This window comes from Nocardia grenadensis (assembly GCF_050942415.1).
GTDB classification, from domain to species: Bacteria; Actinomycetota; Actinomycetes; order Mycobacteriales; family Mycobacteriaceae; genus Nocardia; species Nocardia grenadensis.
In genome coordinates, this window is the sequence record NZ_CP192054.1 from 5430792 (window position 1) to 5452203 (window position 21412).

The 21412-nt window shown below is 68.0% G+C and carries 20 protein-coding genes and 2 pseudogenes; 12 read left to right on the top strand and 10 right to left on the bottom strand.

Annotated features, from left to right (window positions below; translation table 11 throughout):
* Window positions 1–144: 144 nt before the first annotated feature.
* Window positions 145–2199, bottom strand: coding sequence for a thioredoxin domain-containing protein (locus tag ACQPYS_RS24940; RefSeq protein ID WP_433490970.1), 2055 nt, complete (start codon window positions 2197–2199; stop codon window positions 145–147).
* A 354-nt stretch (window positions 2200–2553) separates the two neighbouring features.
* A complete protein-coding gene (locus ACQPYS_RS24945) occupies window positions 2554–3744 on the bottom strand; it encodes an NAD(P)/FAD-dependent oxidoreductase (RefSeq protein WP_433490971.1) in 1191 nt (396 codons plus the stop codon).
* A 152-nt stretch (window positions 3745–3896) separates the two neighbouring features.
* Here ACQPYS_RS24945 and ACQPYS_RS24950 point away from each other — a divergent pair, with 152 nt between their 5' ends.
* Complete coding sequence (locus ACQPYS_RS24950) at window positions 3897–4295, top strand: NUDIX hydrolase (protein WP_433490972.1); 399 nt, start codon at window positions 3897–3899, stop codon at window positions 4293–4295.
* 120 nt (window positions 4296–4415) lie between these two features.
* On the opposite strand, the gene ACQPYS_RS24955 is transcribed toward ACQPYS_RS24950, so the two are convergent.
* Window positions 4416–4697, bottom strand: coding sequence for a hypothetical protein (locus ACQPYS_RS24955; protein ID WP_433490973.1), 282 nt, complete (start codon window positions 4695–4697; stop codon window positions 4416–4418).
* Between the two features lie 20 nt (window positions 4698–4717).
* Window positions 4718–5584 (bottom strand): mycothiol conjugate amidase Mca, encoded by an 867-nt coding sequence (gene mca, locus ACQPYS_RS24960; protein ID WP_431940198.1) that lies wholly within the window; start codon window positions 5582–5584, stop codon window positions 4718–4720.
* Between the two features lie 121 nt (window positions 5585–5705).
* Between mca and ACQPYS_RS24965 the strand changes: the two genes are divergently transcribed.
* A complete protein-coding gene (locus tag ACQPYS_RS24965) occupies window positions 5706–6209 on the top strand; it encodes a DUF4307 domain-containing protein (protein ID WP_063037233.1) in 504 nt (167 codons plus the stop codon).
* Window positions 6210–6546: 337 nt separating this feature from the next.
* Entirely contained in the window at window positions 6547–7041 is a 495-nt protein-coding gene (gene greA / locus ACQPYS_RS24970; RefSeq protein ID WP_039826568.1) for a transcription elongation factor GreA, read from the top strand.
* Window positions 7042–7179: 138 nt separating this feature from the next.
* Here greA and ACQPYS_RS24975 read toward each other — a convergent pair whose 3' ends face one another.
* Window positions 7180–8322 (bottom strand): cystathionine gamma-synthase, encoded by a 1143-nt coding sequence (locus ACQPYS_RS24975; RefSeq protein WP_364601879.1) that lies wholly within the window; start codon window positions 8320–8322, stop codon window positions 7180–7182.
* Between the two features lie 117 nt (window positions 8323–8439).
* Between ACQPYS_RS24975 and ACQPYS_RS24980 the strand changes: the two genes are divergently transcribed.
* Both ACQPYS_RS24980 and ACQPYS_RS24985 read left to right on the top strand, forming a co-directional pair.
* Entirely contained in the window at window positions 8440–9615 is a 1176-nt protein-coding gene (locus tag ACQPYS_RS24980) for an acyl-CoA dehydrogenase family protein (protein WP_433490974.1), read from the top strand.
* Between the two features lie 178 nt (window positions 9616–9793).
* The gene (locus tag ACQPYS_RS24985; RefSeq protein ID WP_433490975.1) at window positions 9794–10132 is read left to right on the top strand and encodes a DUF6401 family natural product biosynthesis protein; all 339 of its coding nucleotides are present in this window, start codon (window positions 9794–9796) and stop codon (window positions 10130–10132) included.
* 61 nt (window positions 10133–10193) lie between these two features.
* On the opposite strand, the gene ACQPYS_RS24990 is transcribed toward ACQPYS_RS24985, so the two are convergent.
* Both ACQPYS_RS24990 and ACQPYS_RS24995 read right to left on the bottom strand, forming a co-directional pair.
* Complete coding sequence (locus ACQPYS_RS24990; protein WP_433490976.1) at window positions 10194–11216, bottom strand: mechanosensitive ion channel family protein; 1023 nt, start codon at window positions 11214–11216, stop codon at window positions 10194–10196.
* Window positions 11217–11376: 160 nt separating this feature from the next.
* Window positions 11377–12768 carry a cystathionine beta-synthase gene (locus ACQPYS_RS24995; protein WP_063037222.1) on the bottom strand — a complete coding sequence of 464 codons (1392 nt, stop codon included), beginning with the start codon at window positions 12766–12768 and terminating at the stop codon, window positions 11377–11379.
* A 102-nt stretch (window positions 12769–12870) separates the two neighbouring features.
* Here ACQPYS_RS24995 and ACQPYS_RS25000 point away from each other — a divergent pair, with 102 nt between their 5' ends.
* The 3 genes and pseudogenes from ACQPYS_RS25000 (at window position 12871) to ACQPYS_RS25010 (ending at window position 15185) form a co-directional block, all read left to right on the top strand.
* Window positions 12871–13332, top strand: coding sequence for a hypothetical protein (locus tag ACQPYS_RS25000; RefSeq protein ID WP_063037220.1), 462 nt, complete (start codon window positions 12871–12873; stop codon window positions 13330–13332).
* Window positions 13333–13401: 69 nt separating this feature from the next.
* A pseudogene (locus tag ACQPYS_RS25005) lies at window positions 13402–13806 on the top strand (SGNH/GDSL hydrolase family protein); the annotation flags it as partial.
* 161 nt (window positions 13807–13967) lie between these two features.
* Window positions 13968–15185 carry an acetyl-CoA C-acetyltransferase gene (locus ACQPYS_RS25010; RefSeq protein ID WP_433490977.1) on the top strand — a complete coding sequence of 406 codons (1218 nt, stop codon included), beginning with the start codon at window positions 13968–13970 and terminating at the stop codon, window positions 15183–15185.
* A 114-nt stretch (window positions 15186–15299) separates the two neighbouring features.
* On the opposite strand, the gene ACQPYS_RS25015 is transcribed toward ACQPYS_RS25010, so the two are convergent.
* Both ACQPYS_RS25015 and ACQPYS_RS25020 read right to left on the bottom strand, forming a co-directional pair.
* Window positions 15300–15752: a hypothetical protein gene (locus ACQPYS_RS25015; protein WP_431940166.1), complete on the bottom strand. Its 453-nt coding sequence runs from the start codon at window positions 15750–15752 to the stop codon at window positions 15300–15302.
* A 253-nt stretch (window positions 15753–16005) separates the two neighbouring features.
* Window positions 16006–16692 (bottom strand): DNA alkylation repair protein, encoded by a 687-nt coding sequence (locus ACQPYS_RS25020; RefSeq protein ID WP_433490978.1) that lies wholly within the window; start codon window positions 16690–16692, stop codon window positions 16006–16008.
* A 273-nt stretch (window positions 16693–16965) separates the two neighbouring features.
* Between ACQPYS_RS25020 and ACQPYS_RS25025 the strand changes: the two genes are divergently transcribed.
* The 3 genes and pseudogenes from ACQPYS_RS25025 (at window position 16966) to ACQPYS_RS25035 (ending at window position 18878) form a co-directional block, all read left to right on the top strand.
* Window positions 16966–17109, top strand: coding sequence for a hypothetical protein (locus tag ACQPYS_RS25025; protein ID WP_433490979.1), 144 nt, complete (start codon window positions 16966–16968; stop codon window positions 17107–17109).
* A gap of 94 nt (window positions 17110–17203) precedes the next feature.
* Window positions 17204–17891, top strand: a pseudogene (locus tag ACQPYS_RS25030) (GAP family protein).
* A 363-nt stretch (window positions 17892–18254) separates the two neighbouring features.
* On the top strand, window positions 18255–18878 hold the full coding sequence (locus tag ACQPYS_RS25035; protein ID WP_433493125.1) for a PAS and ANTAR domain-containing protein: 624 nt from the start codon (window positions 18255–18257) through the stop codon (window positions 18876–18878).
* Window positions 18879–18990: 112 nt separating this feature from the next.
* Here the strand turns inward: ACQPYS_RS25035 and ACQPYS_RS25040 are convergent, their stop codons facing one another.
* A complete protein-coding gene (locus ACQPYS_RS25040) occupies window positions 18991–19845 on the bottom strand; it encodes a Bax inhibitor-1/YccA family protein (RefSeq protein WP_063037212.1) in 855 nt (284 codons plus the stop codon).
* A gap of 344 nt (window positions 19846–20189) precedes the next feature.
* On the opposite strand from ACQPYS_RS25040, the gene ACQPYS_RS25045 reads away from it, so the two are divergent.
* Complete coding sequence (locus tag ACQPYS_RS25045; protein WP_433490980.1) at window positions 20190–21365, top strand: hypothetical protein; 1176 nt, start codon at window positions 20190–20192, stop codon at window positions 21363–21365.
* The last annotated feature ends 47 nt before the right edge of the window (window positions 21366–21412 follow it).

A 21412-nucleotide genomic window follows, 5' to 3' on the forward strand; every position in this document is an offset into this window, starting at 1 on the left:
CAGGCCCGATCGGGTCCACCGTCCGCCACCCCGGGCCGCGGTCGGCGGGCGCCGCGGACGCCGGGTCCCGGCTCGGCCCGCACAACCGGCCGCATAGCACGACGACTTCCCGGCGCGTCCTCGCCGTCCCGATGCCTGGGTCTCCTACCGCGGGGTGGCGGCCGCGGGCCCGGCCAGGGCGGCGCGCAAGGCGTCCGGTGTCGTCACCGGCAGGTCGCAGACCGAGCCCCGGCACACATAGGCCGCCGCGGTGCCGTCGATCGAGGGCCGGTCGGTGAGCAGTGGGACGGTATCCACATCGGCCCGGACGACGACCGCGCCGCCCGGTGCGTGGGCCCGGGCGACCTCCAGCAGCTCGGCATCACCCATCGGCCGATAGCCGGTGGTGGAGATGGCGACCTGCAACGGGCCCTGGAGCGCGGCCTCGGCCACTGTCAGCCACTGGCCGGCCGAGCGCGGCGCTTTCGCCAGCACCACCGCGCCGCGGGCGAGGGTGTGCTCGGCCAGCTCCCGGTAGCGGGCGGCGCGGTCGGGTTCGACCACGGCGGAGGCGGTCAGCAGGGCTTCGGCCAGGACGGACGCCCCGGCCGGGGTGGCGCCGTCGATGGGGTCGCGGGGACGGGCGATCAGGGATTCGGCGTCGTCCGCCGTGTCGAACCAGCTACCGGGCTCGTCCGGGTCGGCGAAATGCGTGATCGCCGAGTCCAGGATGCGGTGGATATCCGGGAGCCAGCCGGCCGATCCCGAATACTGGTGCAGGGCCAGCAGGGCGGTGGCCAGCCAGGCGTAGTCCTCGAGTACGCCTGGCGCGCTACCGGCGACGCCGCCCAGCGAGGCGCGCAGCACCCGGTCCTGCACCACGTGCAGGTCGAGGAGCACTCGTGCGAGGTCGTAGGCGGCGTCGAACCAGTCGCGCCGGTCGAGTGCGCGGGCGGCTTCGCAGAGCGCGGTGATCGCCATCCCATTCCAGGCGGTCACCGCCTTGTCGTCACGGTCGGGCTGGGGGCGGCGCTGGCGGGCGGCGCGCAGCGCGGTACGGGCGCGTTCGAATCGCTCGCCGTCCTCCGGATCGGCGCGACGGGTGAGCACCGAACAGCCCTGCTCGAAATTTCCGGCGGTGGTGACCCCGAAGACCTCCGCGGCCCAGGCACCGTCGACGGGCCCCAGTTCGCCGACCAGCTCGGCGGGGTCCCAGACATAGGTCGCGCCCTCGACACCGGGTTTGCCCGCTTCGACGTGGGTGTCGGCGTCCAGCGCCGAGGCCAGACCGTGCGCGGTGGACAGATCGTCCAGCAGGAACTGCGCGATCTCTTCGGTGATCCGGCGCGGCAGCGGATCCGCGGGACTCCGGCGGGCCAGATGCGCGTAGAACCTCAGCAGCTGCGCGTTGTCGTAGAGCATCTTCTCGAAATGCGGGATCACCCAGGCCGCGTCCACCGAATAGCGGGCGAAACCGCCGCGCAGCTGGTCGTAGATACCGCCGCGGGCCATGGCTTCCGCGGTACGGTCCACCACGGCCCGGACCGCCGGGTCGCCGGTGCGTTCCCAACTGCGCAGCAGGCCCTCCAGCAGTGCGGCGGGCGGGAACTTCGGCGCGCCGCCGAAGCCGCCGTGCGCCTCGTCGAAATCGCGGAGCACCGCGGCCACGGCGTGGTCGAGCAGTTCGGCGGTGACGGTGAGCTCGGATTTCGGGATCCCGCCCGCCTGCTCGCGCAGGGCCGCGGCCACCTGCTCGGACGCCGTGTCGACATCGGCGCGGCGATTACGCCAGGTATCGGTGATCGCGGTGAGCAACTGGGTGAACGACGGCATACCGCCGCGCGGCGCCTTCGGGTAGTAGGTGCCGCAGTAGAACGGCTCCCCCGCCGGGGTGAGGAAACAGGTCATCGGCCAGCCGCCCTGACCGGTCATCGCGACCGTGGCGTTCATGTACACCGCGTCCAGATCCGGGCGTTCCTCCCGGTCCACCTTGATACACACGAACTCGGCGTTCATCTGCGCGGCGGTGGTCTCGTCCGCGAACGATTCGTAGGCCATCACATGACACCAGTGGCAGGACGCGTACCCGATGGACAGCAGGATCGGCACGTCACGCGCGACTGCCTCCGCCAGAGCCTCGGCATCCCACTGCCGCCAGTCGACTGGATTGTCCGCATGCTGACGCAGATAAGGTGATGTCGCACCAGCCAATTGGTTCACGATGCCAGCCTCCCAAATCCGGTGCGCGCACCACACGAGCTACCCGGTCCGCACGACCGGCCATATGTCTCGGCCCGAACAGCACAACCGCCGATCGGCTCTCACCGCCAGACTAGTGGCCCGCGCGCGAGGGCCGGCGGCCCGCGACAGGTACGCATCGCCGGGCCGAAGACATCGCCATGCGCTTCCCCGGTGGGGCCGCGGTGACCATCGCGACGCAGGCGCCGCGTAGCGAGTGACGTCGGGCAGCGGTTACCCGCTCGATGAGCGATACGGGTGCAACAGTGTCCGCGAATGCCGTTGCACCCGTACCGAGCCACTGCGTCCGGACCGCCAATGGCGATTCGGACGTCGCTACGCGACCGGTGCCCCCGTGTTGTCGCGCCGGGCCCGCAGCAGCTGGGGCCGATGTTTGCCGTCTTTGAACCAGTGATGCGAGCCGGGTTTGCGCGCTTCGGTGGCCAGATGTTTGATACCTGCCTCGCAGGCGAATTCCTTGAGCTTCTTGCCCGCGAACCCGCTGAAGTACAACCGCGTGGCGGTCTCATCCTTGTGGCCGAGCTGGTAGATCCCGGCGTCCCGGCCGAAGCTGAGGCACATGGCCGGGAACGCCAGGTCGATCGGGGTGGGCTGTTCACCCGCGATGCGACGCAGCAATGTGTCGGCGGCGTGCGCTCCCAAGCAGTACGCGGTGTAGGCGCTCATCCGGAACGGCAGGTCCGACGGCGCCGACGAATCACCCGCCGCGACAATACGCGCGTCGTCGACACTGGTCAGCGTTTCGTCGGTGAGCAGTCGCCCGGCGGCATCGGTGCGCAACCCGCTCCGAGCGGCCAGGTCGGGGACGTCGAAGCCGGCTGTCCAGATCGTGACCGCACTCGCCGGCGTTCGGCCGTCGCCGAGTTCGACGGCGTCCCGGGCCACCGCCGTGACCGCCGCATCGGATCCTTCGATGACTGTCGCTCCCAGCCCGGCGAAATACTTCCGAGCCGTGCGCCGGGCCTTCGGATGCAGGTACGGGCCGAGTGCCCCGCCACAGATCAGGGTGACGTTTCGGCCCTGCTCGGCCAGTTCCGCGGCGGTTTCGATACCGGTCGGGCCGCCTCCGATCACTGTTACCGGCGCGGTCATGGCGGTATCGAAGAGCACCGTCCGTAGCCGCTGCGCCGCCTCCAGTGTCGCCACCGGGTAGGCGAACTCGGCGGCGCCCGGCACCCGGTGCCCGGCGGTACCGCTGCCCACCGCGTAGATCAGGTAATCGTAGGCGATCGTGCCGCCCTCGCCCGTTGTCACCTTACGACCGGCCGCATCGATCCGCGTGACGCTGTCGACCACCAGCCGGACGCGCTCGGCCAGGACGTCCTTGTAGTCGACGACCGCATCGTGGGTCCCGCCCACCAGTTGGTGCAGGCGCAGCCGCGGGACGAAGACCGAGCGCGGATTGATCACGGTCACCGTCACGTCATCACGCTGCGTCAAACGGTTGGCTGCCATCACGCCGGCGTATCCGCCGCCGACCACGACCACATCGGTGTTCTTGCTCATGGGGGTCTCCTTCGTCCGAGGGGCTCGTGAACTAGACAAAGGAGAGCCGGGATTCCTGACGCCGAGTGATGCAGATCACTCGGCGTGAGTCCGGAGGCGGGCCCCACCGCCCTGCCGGGCCCCGTGCCCACGCGGACTTCTACGGTGGAGCCGTGATCAGAACCGCCGCCCTGGCCCATATTCGCGACCGTCGCCTGATCCAGACCCGTTCGACCGGGAAGACCGTCTTCTACATGGCCGGCGGCAAGATCGATTCGGGGGAGAGCCCGCTACAGGCGCTGCACCGGGAGGTCCGCGAGGAACTCGGCGTCGGCGTCACCGAGGTGAGCGAACTCGGCGTCTTCAAGGCCGACGCCTTTGGGCACACCGCCGGGACCCGGCTGCACATGACCTGTTTCCTCGCCGAGGTAACCGCCGAACCCAGCCCGCTCGGCGAGATCGCCGAATTCCGCTACTTCACCGGCGCCGAGTACGCGGCCATGCCCGAGGTGGCGCCCGGTTCGCTACTTGTCTTCGAGCATCTGCACCGGCTGGACCTGATCGACTGGTAGCCGCACGACCACCCGGTCGCGGTCACCGGCGCGACATCGAGCCACCACGGTTCGCCCCCGGTGGTACCCGGGCGGGCACGGCTCCTACGTGTCGTGCCGACCACTCACGGTCGCCTTACGTCACACCGGACGGTCGCGGTCCTCGGCGCCACCGTTCGGGGCCGATTCGGCCCGCCGCGGCACCCCGGGTTCAGTGCCCTCGTCGGCTGCCTGGTCCGGTTCCGGATGTTCGGGTTCGAAGGTCTCCGGCAGGTTCTTCAGATGTTTGTTCATCGACCGGACCAGCAGGAACGTACCCGCCAGCAGGATCAGCACGATCGCCAGCCCGAGCGGGGACGCCTTACCGAATTCCGGGCCGGTCGGCGTACCGGGCGTCTGCGCGAGCAGCGCGGTCGCCGTCACCGGGAAAGCCGCGGCCCACATCAGCGGTACTCGGCGGTGATTCCGGCGAACAGGTCGGTCTCCGGGATATCGGTGCTGACCCGGGTACGCGCCAGTTCGAACTCCTCGGTCGGCCACAGCCGCTGCTGCATCTCCAGCGGAATGGCGAAGAACGCGCCGTTCGGATCGACCTGGGTGGCGTGGGCGCGCAACGCGTCGTCGCGGCGCGGGAAGTACTTACCGCATTCGACCTGGGTGGTGACCCGGGCCATGATGTCGCCGCGTTCCACCGCGTATTTGCGGGACCGGTCCAGCCATTCCTGCAGCGGGAACGGTTCGCCCAGCTTCTCGTATTCCTCGGCGAACACTTCCATTCGCCGGATCGTGAATCCGTGGTCGTAGTACAGCTTCAGCGGGGTCCACGGTTCGCCCGCGTCGGGGAACCGCTCCGGATCACCGGCGGCCTCGAACGCGGCGACCGATACCTCGTGGCATCGGATATGGTCCGGGTGCGGGTAGCCACCCATCTCGTCGTAAGTGGTCATGACGTGCGGTTTGAACTCGCGGACCACCCGGACCAACGCCTCGGTGGCCTCTTCGAGCGGGACCAGCGCGAAGGAACCCTCCGGCACGGGCGGCAGCGGGTCGCCCTCGGGCAGCCCCGAGTCGATGAAACCGAGCCAGGTCTGCCGGACACCCAGTGCGGCGGCCGCGGCCGCCATCTCCTCGCGCCGGATCTCGTCCATTCGCTCCAGCACCCCGGGTGTGTCCATGGCCGGATTGAGGATGCTGCCGCGTTCCCCGCCGGTCAGGGTCACGACGAGGACATCATGTCCCTCGTCGGCGTAGCGTGCGGTGGTCGCACCGCCTTTGCTGGATTCGTCGTCGGGGTGGGCGTGCACCGCCATGAGGCGAAGGCCACTCACTTCTCGTTCACCGTCGCTCTCGGTCGCGGGTGTTCGGACTTCGTTACCTATAGTTCCATCTGGACCGATTCTGTTCCGACCTACCCCCCGGGAGCACGAAATCATGACCGATCCCACGCCGGAACCCGGCCGCCCGGACTCCCCCGCCGCGGCCGCGGCGGCTTCGCCGGATGCCGCCGATTCCGCGCGGGACCGCAATGCCGACCGGTACGGCCGGCGCACCGCGCGGCCGAAGCGCCGCCTGATCGGCGTGGTGCTCACGGCCGTGATGCTGCTCGCCGGAATCGGGGTCGCCTATCTGGGGTGGACGAAATTCGGCCCGAAGGACATCGAATCCGAGGAACTCGGCTACACCGTGCTCGACGATTCGTCGGTTCAGGTGCAGATCCGGCTCACCCGGGACGATCCGTCGAAACCGGTGGTATGCCTGGTGCGGGCCATGTCCCGCGACCTCACCGAGGTGGGCCGGCGCGAGGTGCTGGTCCAGCCGACGGCGGGCGATAAGACGGTGCGGGTGTCCACGGTGGTGGAGGCGTCCGAACGGCCGGCGTCCGCGGCGATCTACACCTGCACCGACAAGGTGCCGGGCTACTTGAGAACCGAGTGAGTGCGGGTTAGAAACCGGCGCACGTGGGTATCGCCTGGGTGCCGTAGGTAGGCCGAGCAAAGATGACCCGCTGGTAAAAAGTCGTCCGACCTGCATCTTTGTGACTCATGCTAAAATGGCCTCACACACGGTTCCGGGGCACGGAGCCGTGTTTGCTGCATTGGCGGCCAGCGCGGTCGATACCGGGGAGGGTCCCGGAGGTCGGACTGTCGGGGTTCTTCGAACTTCCCGCAGATCGCGATAGCCGTCTGCTGAAGCATGTCTGCCTGCGGGTGGGCCGTGCCGCAGTGATCAGGAATCCCGGCCTGCCGGGGACAACTACTAGGGAGTGATCGAGATGACTGAGACCCAAGTGACCTGGCTGACCCCGGAGTCGCACGACAGGCTCAAGAGCGAACTCGACGCGCTCATCGCCAATCGTCCGGTCATCGCCGCCGAGATCAACGAGCGCCGCGAAGAAGGCGACCTCAAGGAGAACGGCGGCTACCACGCGGCGCGCGAGGAACAGGGCCAGCAGGAGGCTCGGATCCGGCAGCTGCAGGAACTGCTGAACAATGCCAAGGTCGGCGTGGCGCCCACCAAGTCCGGTGTCGCGCTGCCCGGGTCCGTGGTGAAGGTCTACTACGACGGTGACGAGTCCGATACCGAGACCTTCCTCATCGCGACCCGCGAAGAGGGCCTGGGCAACCCCGACCTGGAGACCTACTCGCCCAGTTCCCCGCTCGGCGGGGCGCTGATCGACGCGAAGGTCGGCGAGACCCGCGAATACACCCTGCCCAACGGCAACCTCATGAAGGTGACGCTGGTCAGCGCCGAGCCCTACCACAGCTGAGACCACCGGTCCGGTCGCGGCGCACTCCGCCGATACCGGACCGTATGACGACGCGAGCGGCCGCATCCGTTTTCCCGGATACGGCCGCTCGTTCATGTCCTGCCTGTCTCCCGAATTCTCGGTGGTGCCCCGGCGGGGTCAGCTCAGGGCTTGCTCGAGGTCGGCCAGCAGATCGCTGATGTCCTCGATGCCCACTGACAGCCTTACCAGATCACCGGGCACTTCCAAAAGCGACCCTGCTGTAGAGGCATGGGTCATGGCCGCGGGATGTTCGATCAGCGACTCGATTCCGCCCAGTGATTCGGCGAGTGTGAACACTTTCGTCCGCGAGCACAGATCGCGGGCGGCGTCGGGGCCACCGGCCAGCCGCACCGAGATCATTCCGCCGAACCGCCGCATCTGCTTGTCGGCGACGGCGTGGCCGGGGTGTTCGGGCAGCCCCGGGTAGATCACATGGCTGATCGCGGGATTCCGGGACAGGAACTCGGCCAGGGTCTCGGCGTTGTCGCAGTGCCGGTCCATCCGCAGGGCGAGCGTTTTGGTGCCGCGCATCGTGAGGTAGGCGTCGAAGGGGCCGGGTACCGCGCCGGCGCCGTTCTGCAGGAAGGCGAAGGCCGAGTCGAGCTGGGCGTCGTCGGTGATGAGCGCGCCACCGATGACATCGGAGTGCCCGCCGAGGTACTTCGTCGTCGAATGCACCACGACATCGGCACCGAGCAGCAGCGGCTGCTGTAGGTACGGAGTGGCGAAGGTGTTGTCGACGACCAGTTTGGCGCCCGAGGTATGCGCGATATCGGCCAGCGCCGGGATATCGCCGATATTGAGCAGCGGGTTGGTGGGCGATTCCACCCAGATGAGTTTCGTGTTCGGGCGAATCGCGGCGCGCATCGCGTCGATATCGGTGACCGCGGCCGGGGAATGCTCGATGCCCCATTCGGTGAACACCTTGTCGATCAGCCGGAAGGTGCCGCCGTAGGCGTCGTCGGGAATGACGATATGGTCGCCCGGCCGCAACATCGCGCGCAGCGCACAGTCGGTGGCGGCCATCCCCGAGGCGAATGCCCGGCCGTAGCGGCCGACTTCGAGGGACGCCAGATTGGCCTCCAGCACCGTCCGGGTGGGGTTGCCGGTGCGGGCGTATTCATAGCCGTCCCGCAGTCCACCCACCCCGTCCTGGGCGAAGGTGGAACTGGCATAGATGGGCACATTGACCGCACCGGTCCGGGGGTCGGGATCGTAACCGGCGTGCACAGCCCTGGTGGTGAATCCCAGTTCGCTCATACCCCCACCCTAGAGGTCGGACGCGCCGTGACCGCACGCCGGGCGGCCTTCCTGTGAGCAGGCTCGCGCCTGGTCCGAGACGTCCGCGCGCCGGTCGCCGACGATTACCCTGAGACCATGCTGACCGTCGCCGAACTGTTCGCCACAGATTCACTGCTGACCGGGGAGGAACGGGAGATCCGGGATACCGTCGCGGCCTTCACCGATCGGCATATCCGGCCGCATATCGCGAAGTGGTTCGAGGCCGGGGAATTCCCGGTGCGCGATATCGCGCCGGAACTCGGGAAACTGGGCGTACTCGGGATGCATCTGGAGGGTTACGGCTGTGCCGGCCTGCCGGCCACCGCGTACGGGCTGGCCTGCCAGGAATTGGAGGCCGCCGACTCCGGACTCCGGTCGCTGGTGTCGGTCCAGGGATCGCTGGCGATGACGGCCCTGCACAAATACGGTTCCGAGGAGCAGAAGCAGCAGTGGCTACCGGATATGGCGGCCGGACACACGATCGGCTGCTTCGGTCTCACCGAACCGGATTTCGGCTCCGACCCGGGCGGAATGCGCACGCGGGCCCGCCGCGACGGCGGCGACTGGGTGCTCGACGGATCGAAGATGTGGATCACCAACGGGTCGGTGGCCGATATCGCCGTGGTGTGGGCTCAGGTCGACACGGGTGGGAAGAATGTCGTGCACGGATTCCTGGTGCCCGCGGGTACGCCCGGGTTCACGGCCCGGGAAATGCGGGGGAAGCTCTCCCTACGTGCCTCGGTCACGGCCGAACTCGATTTCGACGAGGTGCGGCTGCCGGCCGATGCGATACTGCCGGGCGCGTCCGGCCTGTCGGGCCCGCTGTCCTGCCTCGGTGAGGCACGATTCGGCATCATCTTCGGCGCACTGGGTGCCGCGCGCGACTGTTTGAATGCGACCGTCGAATATTCGCGCACCCGGGAGGTTTTCGCGAAACAGCTGGCCGCCTATCAACTCACTCAGGCGAAATTGGCGGATATGGCACTGGAATTGGGCAAGGGCCAGCTACTGGCACTGCACCTGGGCCGGCTGAAAGATCGCGGCGAACTGACCCCGGAGCAGGTGAGCGCGGGCAAATTGAACAGCACCCGCGAGGCGCTCGCGATCGCCCGTGAGTGCCGCACCATCTTGGGCGCCAACGGCATCACCCTGGACTATCCGGTGTTGCGGCACGCGAACAACCTCGAATCGGTCCTCACCTACGAGGGCACCGCGGAGGTCCACCAGCTGGTGCTCGGCAAGGCGCTCACCGACGCATCGGCTTTCCGCTGACCTCACGAGTGGTCGGGTACCACGTGCCATTTCGCGCGCAGCCATATTCCGCGATCGACACCGAACCGGCCGGACGACCGGTTCGGCGCCGAGACCGAGTCGCAGCAGGGCTACCACCTGCATAAATGCGCGATATATCACAATTCGATAAATGACGGCGAGTTGTTACCATCGGGTTATGTTCGCCCTGGGTCCCCGTGTGTTCGAGATCTCCGCCCGCCGCTATCTGGAGGGTGTCCACCGGACCCACGGGGCGCCGGCTTTCGCGGCGGCCGCCGCGCTACCGGGACTGTCCGCGCAACTGGATCAGCACGCCGCCGCCGTCCGCGACATTCTGGACCTCGGGATCGATACGGCCGGGCAGGTCTCCCCGATCGTCCTGGTGGTCGGCTACATGCGCGGACTGCTGGAGGACCGGACCACGCCGCTCACCGAACCCGCCGACTGGGCTACCGCCGAATGGGTGCACCTGCGGCTGGCCGGAGCCTGCCTGCAGGCCGGACACTCGGCCGGATGAACGGCTTCCGCCGTGCACCGGAGCTCCGGTGCACGGCGGAAGAGAGCCGGAAAAGCGGCGCTCAGCGCAGGTGGCGCGGTTCGCCACCGCCGTAGGGCGACCGACCCCCCTCGTCGTACCCGCCATAGGGCTGCTGACCGCCGCCTCCGTAAGCCCCTTGGCCGCCGCCGTAAGGTGCCTGGCCGCCGCGGTAGGGATTGCCGTACTGCCGGTACTCGCCGCCGGACATCCGCTGCCCGTAGCCGGGCTCGTCCGGTTCCTGCCGGACACCGCCACCGTGCGCGGGCTGCGGTTCGTCCCACCGCTCCGGGTCGCGTCCGGCGGTCGTGGTTCCGCGACCCGCCTGCTGGGCACCCATCCGCTCCCGCTCCCGCGAGGCGTCCTCCCGGCCACGCTGATAGGCCTCGGCGTGACCGCGCACGGACGGCATCTCCTCTTCGAGCCCGCTCAGCCAGCCCTCCCAGCGCTGCTGCATCGGCCGCACCAGACCACCGCCGACACCGACGACGAGGATGCCGCCCAGGGTGGCGAGAACCGCGATCAGCACCGGTGTGGTGACCGTGGTGGCCACCCCGATCTGGTTCAGGGCGGCGACGATACCGATACCCCAGACGAACACCGCCGCGATCCGGCCGATCATCGGCCCGTAACTCAACCCGCCCAGCGCGTTGCGCACCAGATCGCTCACCGCGTGCGCGATGGCGCCCGCGACCACCACGATCAGAATGGCCACCGCCGCGCGGGGCAGCCAGGCGACGATCCCGTTGATCAGGTTGCTGACCGGGTTGGGTCCGAAGACCCCGAAACCCATCTGCAGGGCGATCAGCAGAATCGCGTAGAAGGCCAGCCTCCCGAGGAGATCCGAGGCGTCGTACTTACTCCGCGCCAGCATCCGCTGGATTCCGCCCCGCTCGACGAGCCGATCGAAACCGACCCGCTCGAGCACTTTGTCGACGATCTTCTCGACCACCTTGGCGATGATCCAGCCGACGACCAGGATGACCAGGAAGCCGATGAGCTTGGGTACGAATGTCGCGATCGAACTCCACGCGTCAGAGAAACCCTGCTGGAAATCGATTGCCAAACTTGAGGTTTGCACAAGCCCTTCCCTTCGCTCTCCGATCGGACGCGGCGTTTGCCACGAACGGCACTACGCCACGTTATACCCCGGTAGAGCAGGTTGAACCTGTGATTGCGGAATAATTGCCAACGCGTCACGCGATTGCCAGCGCGTCACGCGATCGCTAATGCACCACACGATCGGTGCTGACGAAGCCGAGTAGATCGTGGCGGGTGATCACGCCGACCGGTTTGCCGTCCTCGACCACCATCAGCGCATCGGTATCCGAGAGCGCCTTGGTGGCCGCGGAGATCGGCTCACCCGACCCGATCAACGGGAACGACGGACTCATGTGCTGGGCCACCGAATCGGTGAGGTTCGCACGACCGGTGAACACCGCCGAGAGCAGATCCCGTTCGGACACGCTGCCGGCCACCTCGCCGGCCATCACCGGCGGTTCCGCGCCGACGACCGGCATCTGCGACACGCCGTACTCCCGCAGGATCTCGATGGCGTCGCGCAGGGTTTCCGAGGGATGGGTGTGCACCAGATCCGGCAGTTCGCCGGACTTACCGCGCAGCACATCGCCGACCAGCGTTTCCGCGGTCGACCCGTCGAGCGGGGTGCGCAGGAACCCGTAGGAGCTCATCCAACGGTCGTTGAAGATCTTGGAAAGGTAGCCGCGCCCGCCGTCCGGGAGCAGCACCACCACGACTGCGTCCGGGTCGCGCCGGGCCACCTCGAGCGCCGCCACCACGGCCATCCCGCACGAACCACCGACCAGCAGCCCCTCCTCCCGGGCCAGGCGCCGGGTCATATCGAAGGAATCCGCGTCGGAGACGGCGATGATCTCGTCCGGGATCGCCGGGTCGTAGGCCGAGGGCCAGAAATCCTCGCCGACCCCTTCGACCAGATACGGACGCCCGGTACCGCCGGAATACACCGACCCCTCCGGATCGGCGCCGATGACCTTCACCTTGCCGCCCGATACTTCCTTGAGGTAGCGGCCGACACCGGTGATGGTGCCGCCGGTGCCGACACCGGCGACGAAATGGGTGACCGTGCCCTCGGTATCGCGCCAGATCTCCGGCCCGGTGGTCTCGTAATGGCTGTCCGGGCCGCCGGGATTGGAGTACTGGTTCGGTTTCCAGGCGCCCTCGATCTCCTCGACCAGGCGGTCGGAGACGCTGTAGTAGCTGTCGGGGTGCTCCGGCGGCACGGCGGTCGGGCAGACCACCACTTCGGCACCGTAGGCACGCAGCACATTGCGCTTGTCCTCGCTGACCTTGTCCGGGCAGACGAAGACACAGTGGTAGCCGCGCTGCTGGGCCACCAGCGCCAGGCCGACGCCGGTATTGCCCGAAGTCGGTTCGACGATGGTCCCGCCGGGACGCAGCTGCCCGGACTTCTCCGCAGCCTCGATCATCTTCACCGCGATCCGGTCCTTGGAGCTGCCACCCGGGTTCAGGTACTCGATCTTGGCGGCCACCAGCCCGGCACCCGAGGGCACCACCGAGTTCAACCGGACCAGCGGGGTGTTGCCGATGAGGTCCACGACATGATCCGCAATGCGCATACCCCCATCGTTGCAGAGACGTTGCCGGGGGGCTCCGTGTGGTCCGCCACCCACCGCGTAAATCCGACGGCGTAGCCATCGAGGCTCTAGGATCTGGGAGCTATGAGGCTGCCGAAGCTCGCACGTGCCACCGTGCTCCTGGCCGGGTCCGCCTTCGCGCTGGCGGCCGCGTCCGGGGCCACGGCAGGTGCCGCCATCATCGCGTTTCCCGACGTCCCGACGCTGACCTACGGCGGACTGTGCGGGACGAGCATCCGCACCTGGGCCGATACGAGCCCCCAGTGGCCGGGCCGCGCGGTACTGAACGTCCGGGCCAACCCGGTCGCCGGCATCGGGCCGGGCGCGTACCCGCTGGCGCCACTGTGTGAGGTACTGACCACGGTGACCTGGCGCAACCTCGACACCGGGGCCACCGGCACCTACGTCAACAATGTGGTGACCGGCATCTACGGCAGCATCCAGTACTCGCTGTTCCAGGACACCGGCCCCGGCCGGGTGGAGGTCGTGGTGACCACGAACCACGCGAGCATCCCGGCCTACGGCAGTTTCGTCGTCCCGGCCTGAATACCGCGCGCGACCGGTCCCGGTGCGCACGGTCGCACGAGATCATTCCCGCTCGTAAAATCCCGGCATATGAGCGAAACTCGGGTCGCATGGCGGACGGCCGCGGTGGCCGGCGCCGCCACGGTTCTGGTCGGCTCCGGGGCGGGTACCGCGTCCTGGGCGGCCTACCGGCTGCTCACCACCCAGGCGGGCACGGCACGCGGCATGATCGGCCGCGACACCTCCAAACCCCCGGAGGCCGACGGCATCTACTCACCGCTGGGGTACGAGCGCTGGCGCGCAGGTGAGCACGCCGACCTGCACCTGATGATCTTCGGCGACTCCACCGCCGCCGGTCTGGGCTGCCACAGCGCCGCCGAGGTGCCCGGGGCCCGCATCGCGCACGGACTGGCCGATGCCACCGGGCAGCGCATCCGGTTGAGCACCAAGGCGATCTCCGGCGCCACTTCCAAGGGGTTGGCCGGGCAGGTGGACGGCGCGGCCCGGAGCTGCCCGAGTTGATGAGAGCGCTCGCTGAACGGGATACGGCCGCGGCGGATATTTCCTAGTAGCCGGGCGCGACGTAGATTCGAGGGGATCGTACCCGCGAGTAGTGTCCGGCCCGGCCGTGCACACTCCCCGACAAAGGAGTCCTCATGCCAGAGGCCGTCATCGTTTCCGTTGCTCGATCCCCCATCGGCCGGGCCAACAAGGGGTCGCTGGTGAGCATGCGGCCCGACGACCTGGCCGCGCAGATGGTGCGCGCCGCGCTGGACAAGGTCCCCGCCCTGTCGCCTGCCGATATCGACGATCTGATGCTCGGCTGCGGCCAGCCCGCCGGCGAATCCGGGTTCAATATGGCCAAGGTCGTCGCCACCCAGCTGGGCTACGACTACATGCCCGGTACCACGGTGAACCGCTACTGTTCCTCCTCGCTGCAGACCACCCGGATGGCGTTCCACGCCATCAAGGCCGGCGAGGGCCACGCGTTCATCTCCGCCGGTGTGGAAACCGTGTCCCGGTTCCCGAAGGGCACCGCCGACGGCTGGCCCGACACCCATAACCCGCAGTTCGGCACCGCCGAGGAACGCACCGCCACCGCCGCGCAGGGCGGAGTGAGCTGGCGTGACCCGCGCGAGGACGACAATATCCCCGATATCTACATCGCCATGGGCCAGACCGCGGAGAACGTCGCCTCGTTCACCGGGATCTCCCGGGAAGACCAGGACCACTGGGGCGTGCGGTCGCAGAACCGGGCCGAAGAGGCCATCGAGTCCGGTTTCTTCGAACGCGAGATCACCCCGGTGACCCTGCCCGACGGCACCGTCGTCTCCACCGACGACGGCCCCCGCGCCGGCACCACCTACGAGAAGATCTCTCAGCTCAAGCCGGTCTTCCGCCCGGACGGCACGGTCACCGCAGGTAATGCCTGCCCGCTCAACGACGGCGCCGCTGCCCTGGTCGTCATGAGCGACACCAAGGCAAAGGAACTGGGCCTGACCCCGCTGGCCCGGATCGTGTCCACCGGTGTCTCCGGCCTCTCCCCCGAGATCATGGGCCTGGGCCCGATCGAAGCGGTACGCAAGGCGCTGAAGCTGGCCGACAAGACCATCGGCGATATCGATCTCTACGAGATCAACGAGGCGTTCGCGGTGCAGGTCCTCGGGTCGGCCCGGGAACTGGGTATGGACCTGGACAAACTGAACGTCTCCGGCGGCGCCATCGCGCTGGGCCACCCGTTCGGTATGACCGGGGCCCGCATCACCGCCACCCTCATCAACAACCTCCAGACCCACGACAAGCAATTCGGTCTGGAGACCATGTGTGTCGGCGGCGGCCAGGGCATGGCGATGATCATCGAACGCCTGAGCTGATTGCTTCCGGGGCGAGGGCGCGGAATCGTACGGTCCAGGCTCCGTCTCGCAAGTGCCGGCAACCGGGGATCGCCGCTGTGCGGCGATCCCCGGAATCTGCCACTCTCATACTGTCTAGCTCACGGTGTACTCGGCGCTGCAATCACCGTTGGTGTAGTTCTGATCCGATCCGTGATTGCTGGCATGAAGAGTAAAGGCGATACGTCCGGGCTCGGTCTGCACACCGGGGATCGACAGCACATTGTCGGGACCTTGGACCCGGGCGATCACCTCACCATGCCCGCTTCGGCCGGTGTCGAGGTTGGCCCAGATCACCCAGAACTTCTGCTCGTAGTCCACGTCGGATTGGGCATCGGTGAGCATGGTGAGGTCGACCGTGCCCGGTCCGGCCGCCGCGGCGAAGGTCGCGCTGGAGGCCGTGACACCGAAATCGTCCGGAGTCGGATAGGTGATCTTGCACAGTGCATCGCCCGGATCGCCCGGATCAGCAGATACAGCGGGGGCCCCGCCGGCAGCCAGGAACACGGCGGCGAGGCCGAGCACGGTCGAGAAAGTTCGTGTTGTCACAGTCCGTCCTTCGTATGCGTTCCAGAGAGCAATAGCCGAACTCCGCACCGGGTAGGTCGGCGAATCCCATTTCCCAGTGGGGTATAGGCCGGCGCGTCGGCGCGTGTACGTGGCGCGGAAGAACTGTATCCACTCGATCCGGCACGCAATCCCCACATCTGGTGAGCCACCGGGCCCGCCGGCCAGGGGCCGGCCCGTCACACCAGGTACGCGGCCAGGCGTTCGGCGGGGACGAGGAACTCGGTCGCGCGCACTACTTCTCGCCCCGCCGTCGAACCATCTCGGTGATCCAAACGGGTGCGAACGGGGAGGTGCAGCCCGGGGCCGTCGGGTAGTCCTCGAGCACCTTCAGCCGCTCACCGATCTCGATCGCCCGGGCGCGGTATTCGGAGTGCTCGATCCCGATCCGGGCCAGGCAGGTGTTCATCGCCCATTGCAGAGGCTCCGGAGCGTCTTTCATCCTCGCTTCGATGATGTCGAGCAGTCCGGGCAGGTCGAGACCGGCGGGCTTCTTGACCACTCGGTCGGCGGTCAATTCCCATCCGGCACCGGCCACCTCGGGGTCGGGATCGTCGAACCAGGTCACGCGGAGTTCTTCGGCGTGCGGGTTCTTCTTCACCACATAGTTCACGAGCCAGTCGTGCACTTTGGGGGCCCGCGCGTCCCGCAGCATGGCGTCCAACTCGTCGCGTGCGAAGGCTTTCGGGCGGCAGATCAGCAGCGCCAGCAGACGCGCCGAGGTGTCACCGGACTCCCACAGTTCGCGCGCGAGGTCCTGCTGGGTTTTCAGCCGTTTCGCGACCGCACGCAACCGGGTGAGGTTCACGTCGTGATCGTCGCCGTGCTTCTCGTTCACCGCGCGGATCTTCGGGTCCGCGAGGTCGGCCAGCTCGGCCAGCACCTCGGCCACGGTCGTCTCGGTCGGCTTCGTCGGGGCCACCTCGGTCTCCTGCCTGTCGGGTGCGGGATACAAGAAGCCTAGGGCCGGAGGAGCCCGGTTCCTCGTCTTACGGCTCAGGGTCGCCACACCGAAATCGGCACGCACTGCACCGGAAACCATCCGGTACAACGGTTATGCCCGGCAGATGCTGCACACGCTGATGGCGAACCCACCGTCGGGTATGCGCGCAGACGTGAAGGATCTGTGCGAACGGGTTGGGGTTGCCCCGGCCGCGTGAGAACGACCGGCGCCGGACATCCGCGTGGACGGTGGATGAATTCGGTGCACCCGGAGGAATCGATCGAGATCCTGCGCGAAGGGATGGCCGGCTACAAGATGATGGCCCAGACGGTTTTCCTCGCCCGGGAGTTACCGGACGCCGCCACCTGCACCGACCTCACGCCCGGCGAATCCTGAGTGGGTTCCGGAACCAACGTCGGCCCTGACCGCCGTACCCGCGCGATCTCGGGACTCCGCGCCTCCGATGTGGTGCCGTATGTTCGGTCGGGATATGACCACTCTTCTGCTGGCGATGGCGGGGCTGGCGTTCCTGGACTCTCTCGACGTGTTGCTGATCGGAGTAACCACCGCCGTCATCATCGACAGCCGGCTCGCCCGGCGCTCCCCACTACCGGGTGGACTGGCCTTCCTCGGCGGTGTGTTCGTTCTCACCACCACCTTCGGTCTGGCCACGGTCCTGGGACTGAACTGGCTCACCGAACTCCTCGACTTCCGGCTCACCCCCCACCCTGCGCTTCTGGGGTGAACTCGCCGCCGGCACTGTGCTGCTCGCCCTGGCCTGTGTGCGCACCACCGGCACAGCCGACCCACCGGCGTGGACGGTCACGCTGCGCCGGCGTCCGGCAATGCTCGCGCTGGCCGGAATGGCGATCGGTTTCGCCCAGGCCCCGACCGCCATTCCCTATCTGACCGCGCTGGCGATGCTGTCCTCGCACCGGCCGCCCCCCTCGGGCTGGCCGGTCATCGTGCTCGTCTACTGCGCGCTGGCCCTGCTTCCACCCCTGCTGGTGCTCGCGCTGGCCTTGCGGCGCACGCCGCGGGCCCAGCGGATCTACCGGTGGGTGGTACGTGTGCTGGCCCGATTCGGCCCCGTCACCGTCCGGGTCCTGTTCGCCGCGCTCGGCGCCGCACTGATCGTCTACGCCCTCGTGTACGCCAGGGCGGAACTGCCGCACTGAGTTCGGCGCATCGCGCGGGCGTACGCCGATCACGAGGTCCCGCAGGGATACGACCGCTCCGGGATGGCGCCGCCGGATCCGCGCGATCGCCGCTTCGCTCTTGCGCCGGTTGCGGACGGGCGTGACGACCTCGGCTCCGGCAGCGGCGGCCAGCGGATCGTCCCGGGCCGGCTCCGGTCGAGTCACCGCCGGGAACCGGCGGGTGCGCAGTGTCCATCGGCAGCTCGGTTTCGTGTTCTGTACAGAAACCGCAGCAGGCGGATGTTGTCGGCGGACAGCTCGTGGATCGTGTTCTCATCCCGCGCAGGGATACAGGAGAATGAGCGGGTGAGGAAGGAAAGTGTTTCACAGGGCCCGGGTCCGATGGTTCCGGTGCCGCGGCGCACGGGCAGCTTCCGGTTCTGGCTGGCCGAACAGCGCTGGGAGTGGTCCGACGAGGTCGCGGCCCTCCACGGCTACGCCCCCGGCGAGGTCGAACCGACCACCGAGTTGCTGCTGGCGCACAAACATCCCGAGGACCGCGGTGAGGTCGCCGACACATTGGCGATGGTGGTGAGCACGGGTGCGCCGTTCAGCAGCCGCCACCGACTCATCGATACCGCCGACCAGGTGCACCACGTACTGGTCGTCGGGGATCAGATGTTCGACGACACCGGCGCGGTGATCGGCACCACCGGCTACTACATCGATATCACCGACACCCTCGGCGAAGAGCGCCAGGACGCCCTCGATGCCGCGATACCCGGGATGGTCGCGGCACGGGAGCTGATCGAGCAGGCCAAGGGCGCCGTCATGGTGATCTACGGAATTTCGGCCGAACAGGCCTTCCGGGTGCTGATCTGGCGGTCGCAGGAGACCAACACGAAACTCCGCGATCTGGCCGCCGAATTGGTCGCCGCGGTGGGCGAGTTCGGCGGGGCCGAAACCCTCACCCGCACCCGCTTCGACCATCTCCTGCTCACCGTCCACGAACGGCCCGGGCCCTGACCACGGAGGAATTCTCGCCGGGGTCCGGCACCGGAACCCCATCCGATCGGCGCCCGGACGCGAAAACGGCCCCCACCGAGGTGGGAGCCGTTTCACTCGGTCGCGGTCGCTACTAGTCGCTCTGGAAGTAGCTCAGCAGGCGCAGGATCTCCACGTACAGCCAGACCAGGGTGACGGTGAGGCCCAGAGCCACACCCCAGGCGGCCTTCGGCGGGGCCTGGGCGCGGATGAGCTGATCGGCGGCATCGAAGTCCAGCAGGAAGCTGAACGCCGCGATGGCGATGACCACCAGGCTGAAGATGATGGCGATGGGACCGCCGTCACGCAGGCCGAAGCCGCCGTCGGTGAAGAAGCTCGCGATCAGGTTGCCGACCACCAGGACCAGGATGCCGATCATGGCGCCGATCAGCATGCGGGTGAAACGCGGGGTGACCCGGATGGCGCCGGTCTTGTAGACGACGAGCATGCCGGCGAACACACCGAAGGTGCCCAGGATGGCCTGGCCGATCATGCCCGCGCCGCCCGCACCACCGAAGCTGATATCGGTGAACATGAACGACAGGGCGCCGACGAAGACGCCTTCGGCGACCGCGTAGGAGAGCACCAGCGCCGGGTTGTCGGCCTTGTTGCCGAAGGTGGCGACCAGCACCAGAACCAGGCCGATGATGCCACCGCCGATGACGAACAGCGGCGCGAGGCCGTTGTTGGCGCTGGTCAGCAGGTAGGTGACCAGCGCGGACAGCGCGAGAACACCCAGCGTGATACCGGTCTTGGTGACCACGTCGTCGATGGTCAGCGCCCGGGTCGGCGCCTGCGGGTAGGGCTGCTGATACTGCTGCGGGTACTGCTGCTGGTTGCCGTACTGGTAGCCCAGCTGTCCCGCGCCGGCGGCAGCCGAGCCGAAGCTCGCGTAGCCGGTTTCCTGCCGCGGCAAATTCTTGAATACCGGATTGCTTGTGGCGCGCACCGCAAATCCCTTTCTCGGAGTTCGTTGGCCATACCGGAGCACGACCGTCGGCTCGAGCTGTTACTCGATATCCAACTGTCCGTCCAACGACTACGACCCCCGGTGGAGTTCCCGGGCCAGACGACAAGACAGACAAACCGGACCTTACCGCCGGTCGGGCCCGGATGGACCATGGACCGGAATACCGGCCGACGGCTCGATGCCGCGCGCGACCTCGCCCGATCCCGATACGGGCCGCGCACAGGGTGTCGAATCCAATTACGCAAGGGCCTTGCCTATAATCGGTGGCGCCGTGTCGGCGGCACACATCACTCGATAGCGGCAGAACAGGGAAACGAGACGATATGTTCACCAGGGCTCTCCTACATCGGTACACCGCCCGGGCGCTTGCGCTGACCGTGGCCGCCGGCTGCGCCGCCGCGTTCCCCACCCCGGCCCCTTCCGCCACCGCAGCACCACCGGAGTTAACCTGCGGGTGGAGCCCGCGGATCGGCGCGGACACATTCAACGTCGCCTACCCGGATACCTTCGCCAATTACTGGATGATGTTCGTGCCCGCGGCCCCCGGAACGAGCGTCACGTTGCGCGGCGAGTTCCCGCACGCGCGGTACATGTCGTTCGTCTCGTATTCGTCCGGATCGGCCACGGGCGTACTGACCGATACGGCGATCACTCGGGACCCCGGTTCGGTGAACCCCTTCCGCACCGGCGCCGACCGGCAGCGCGAAGGTCGCTCCTACACGATCCGGGTGGTCGTCGGTGACCGGCCGGAGAATCCCGAACCCAATACCCTCTACGCCCAGGCCACCGACGGCGTGGTTCCGGTGATCTTCCGGGTGTACCGGCCCGATGCCGGGCGCGACTCGATGGGCGGAACCGGACTACCGCGGATCACGGTGCGTACGACCGGCGGCGGTGCCGTCGAACTCGCCGACTGCGCGGCGAGCACCAGCGACTCCGACCCGCACGGCATCTTCCCCAAGGATCGCCCACGGCCGGGCCGCGGGCAGGCCACGCCGCTGCCACACGCACCGCAATGGGCCGGACGTGAAGGCGGTGGACTGTTCCCCAACCCCGACAACAGATACCTCGCCACCCTGCTCGATTCCGGCCGTACCGCAGTGGTCCGCGGTCGGCTGCCCGAAACCCCCGATACCTTCCCCGGCGCCGCGCGGATGGCGCCCGGTCAGCTGCGATACTGGTCGATGTGCAGCGGCGACGGCCCGTCGACCAGCACGCTGAGCTGTCTGGTCGACGATGAGATTCCGGTCGACGAGAACGGTGAGTTCACCATCGTGGTATCCGCTCCGGAACATCGGCCGGACCCGAGTTGCGGTGTCGCCTGGCTACCCGCGAATTCCGGCGAGACGCTGCTGATCATGCGGAACATGCTGCCCGCCGCGGACTTTTCCGGTTCGGTTCAGAGCGCCGACCCGCAAGACCCGGAACCGGTGCTCGGCCCCTACTATCCGAAGCTCACCTACCAGGCGGATACCGGCGAGACGACCGGGCCCTGCTGATCCGTCCCCCACCGGGGCCACCGGTGGCGGTATCGACGGACAACCGG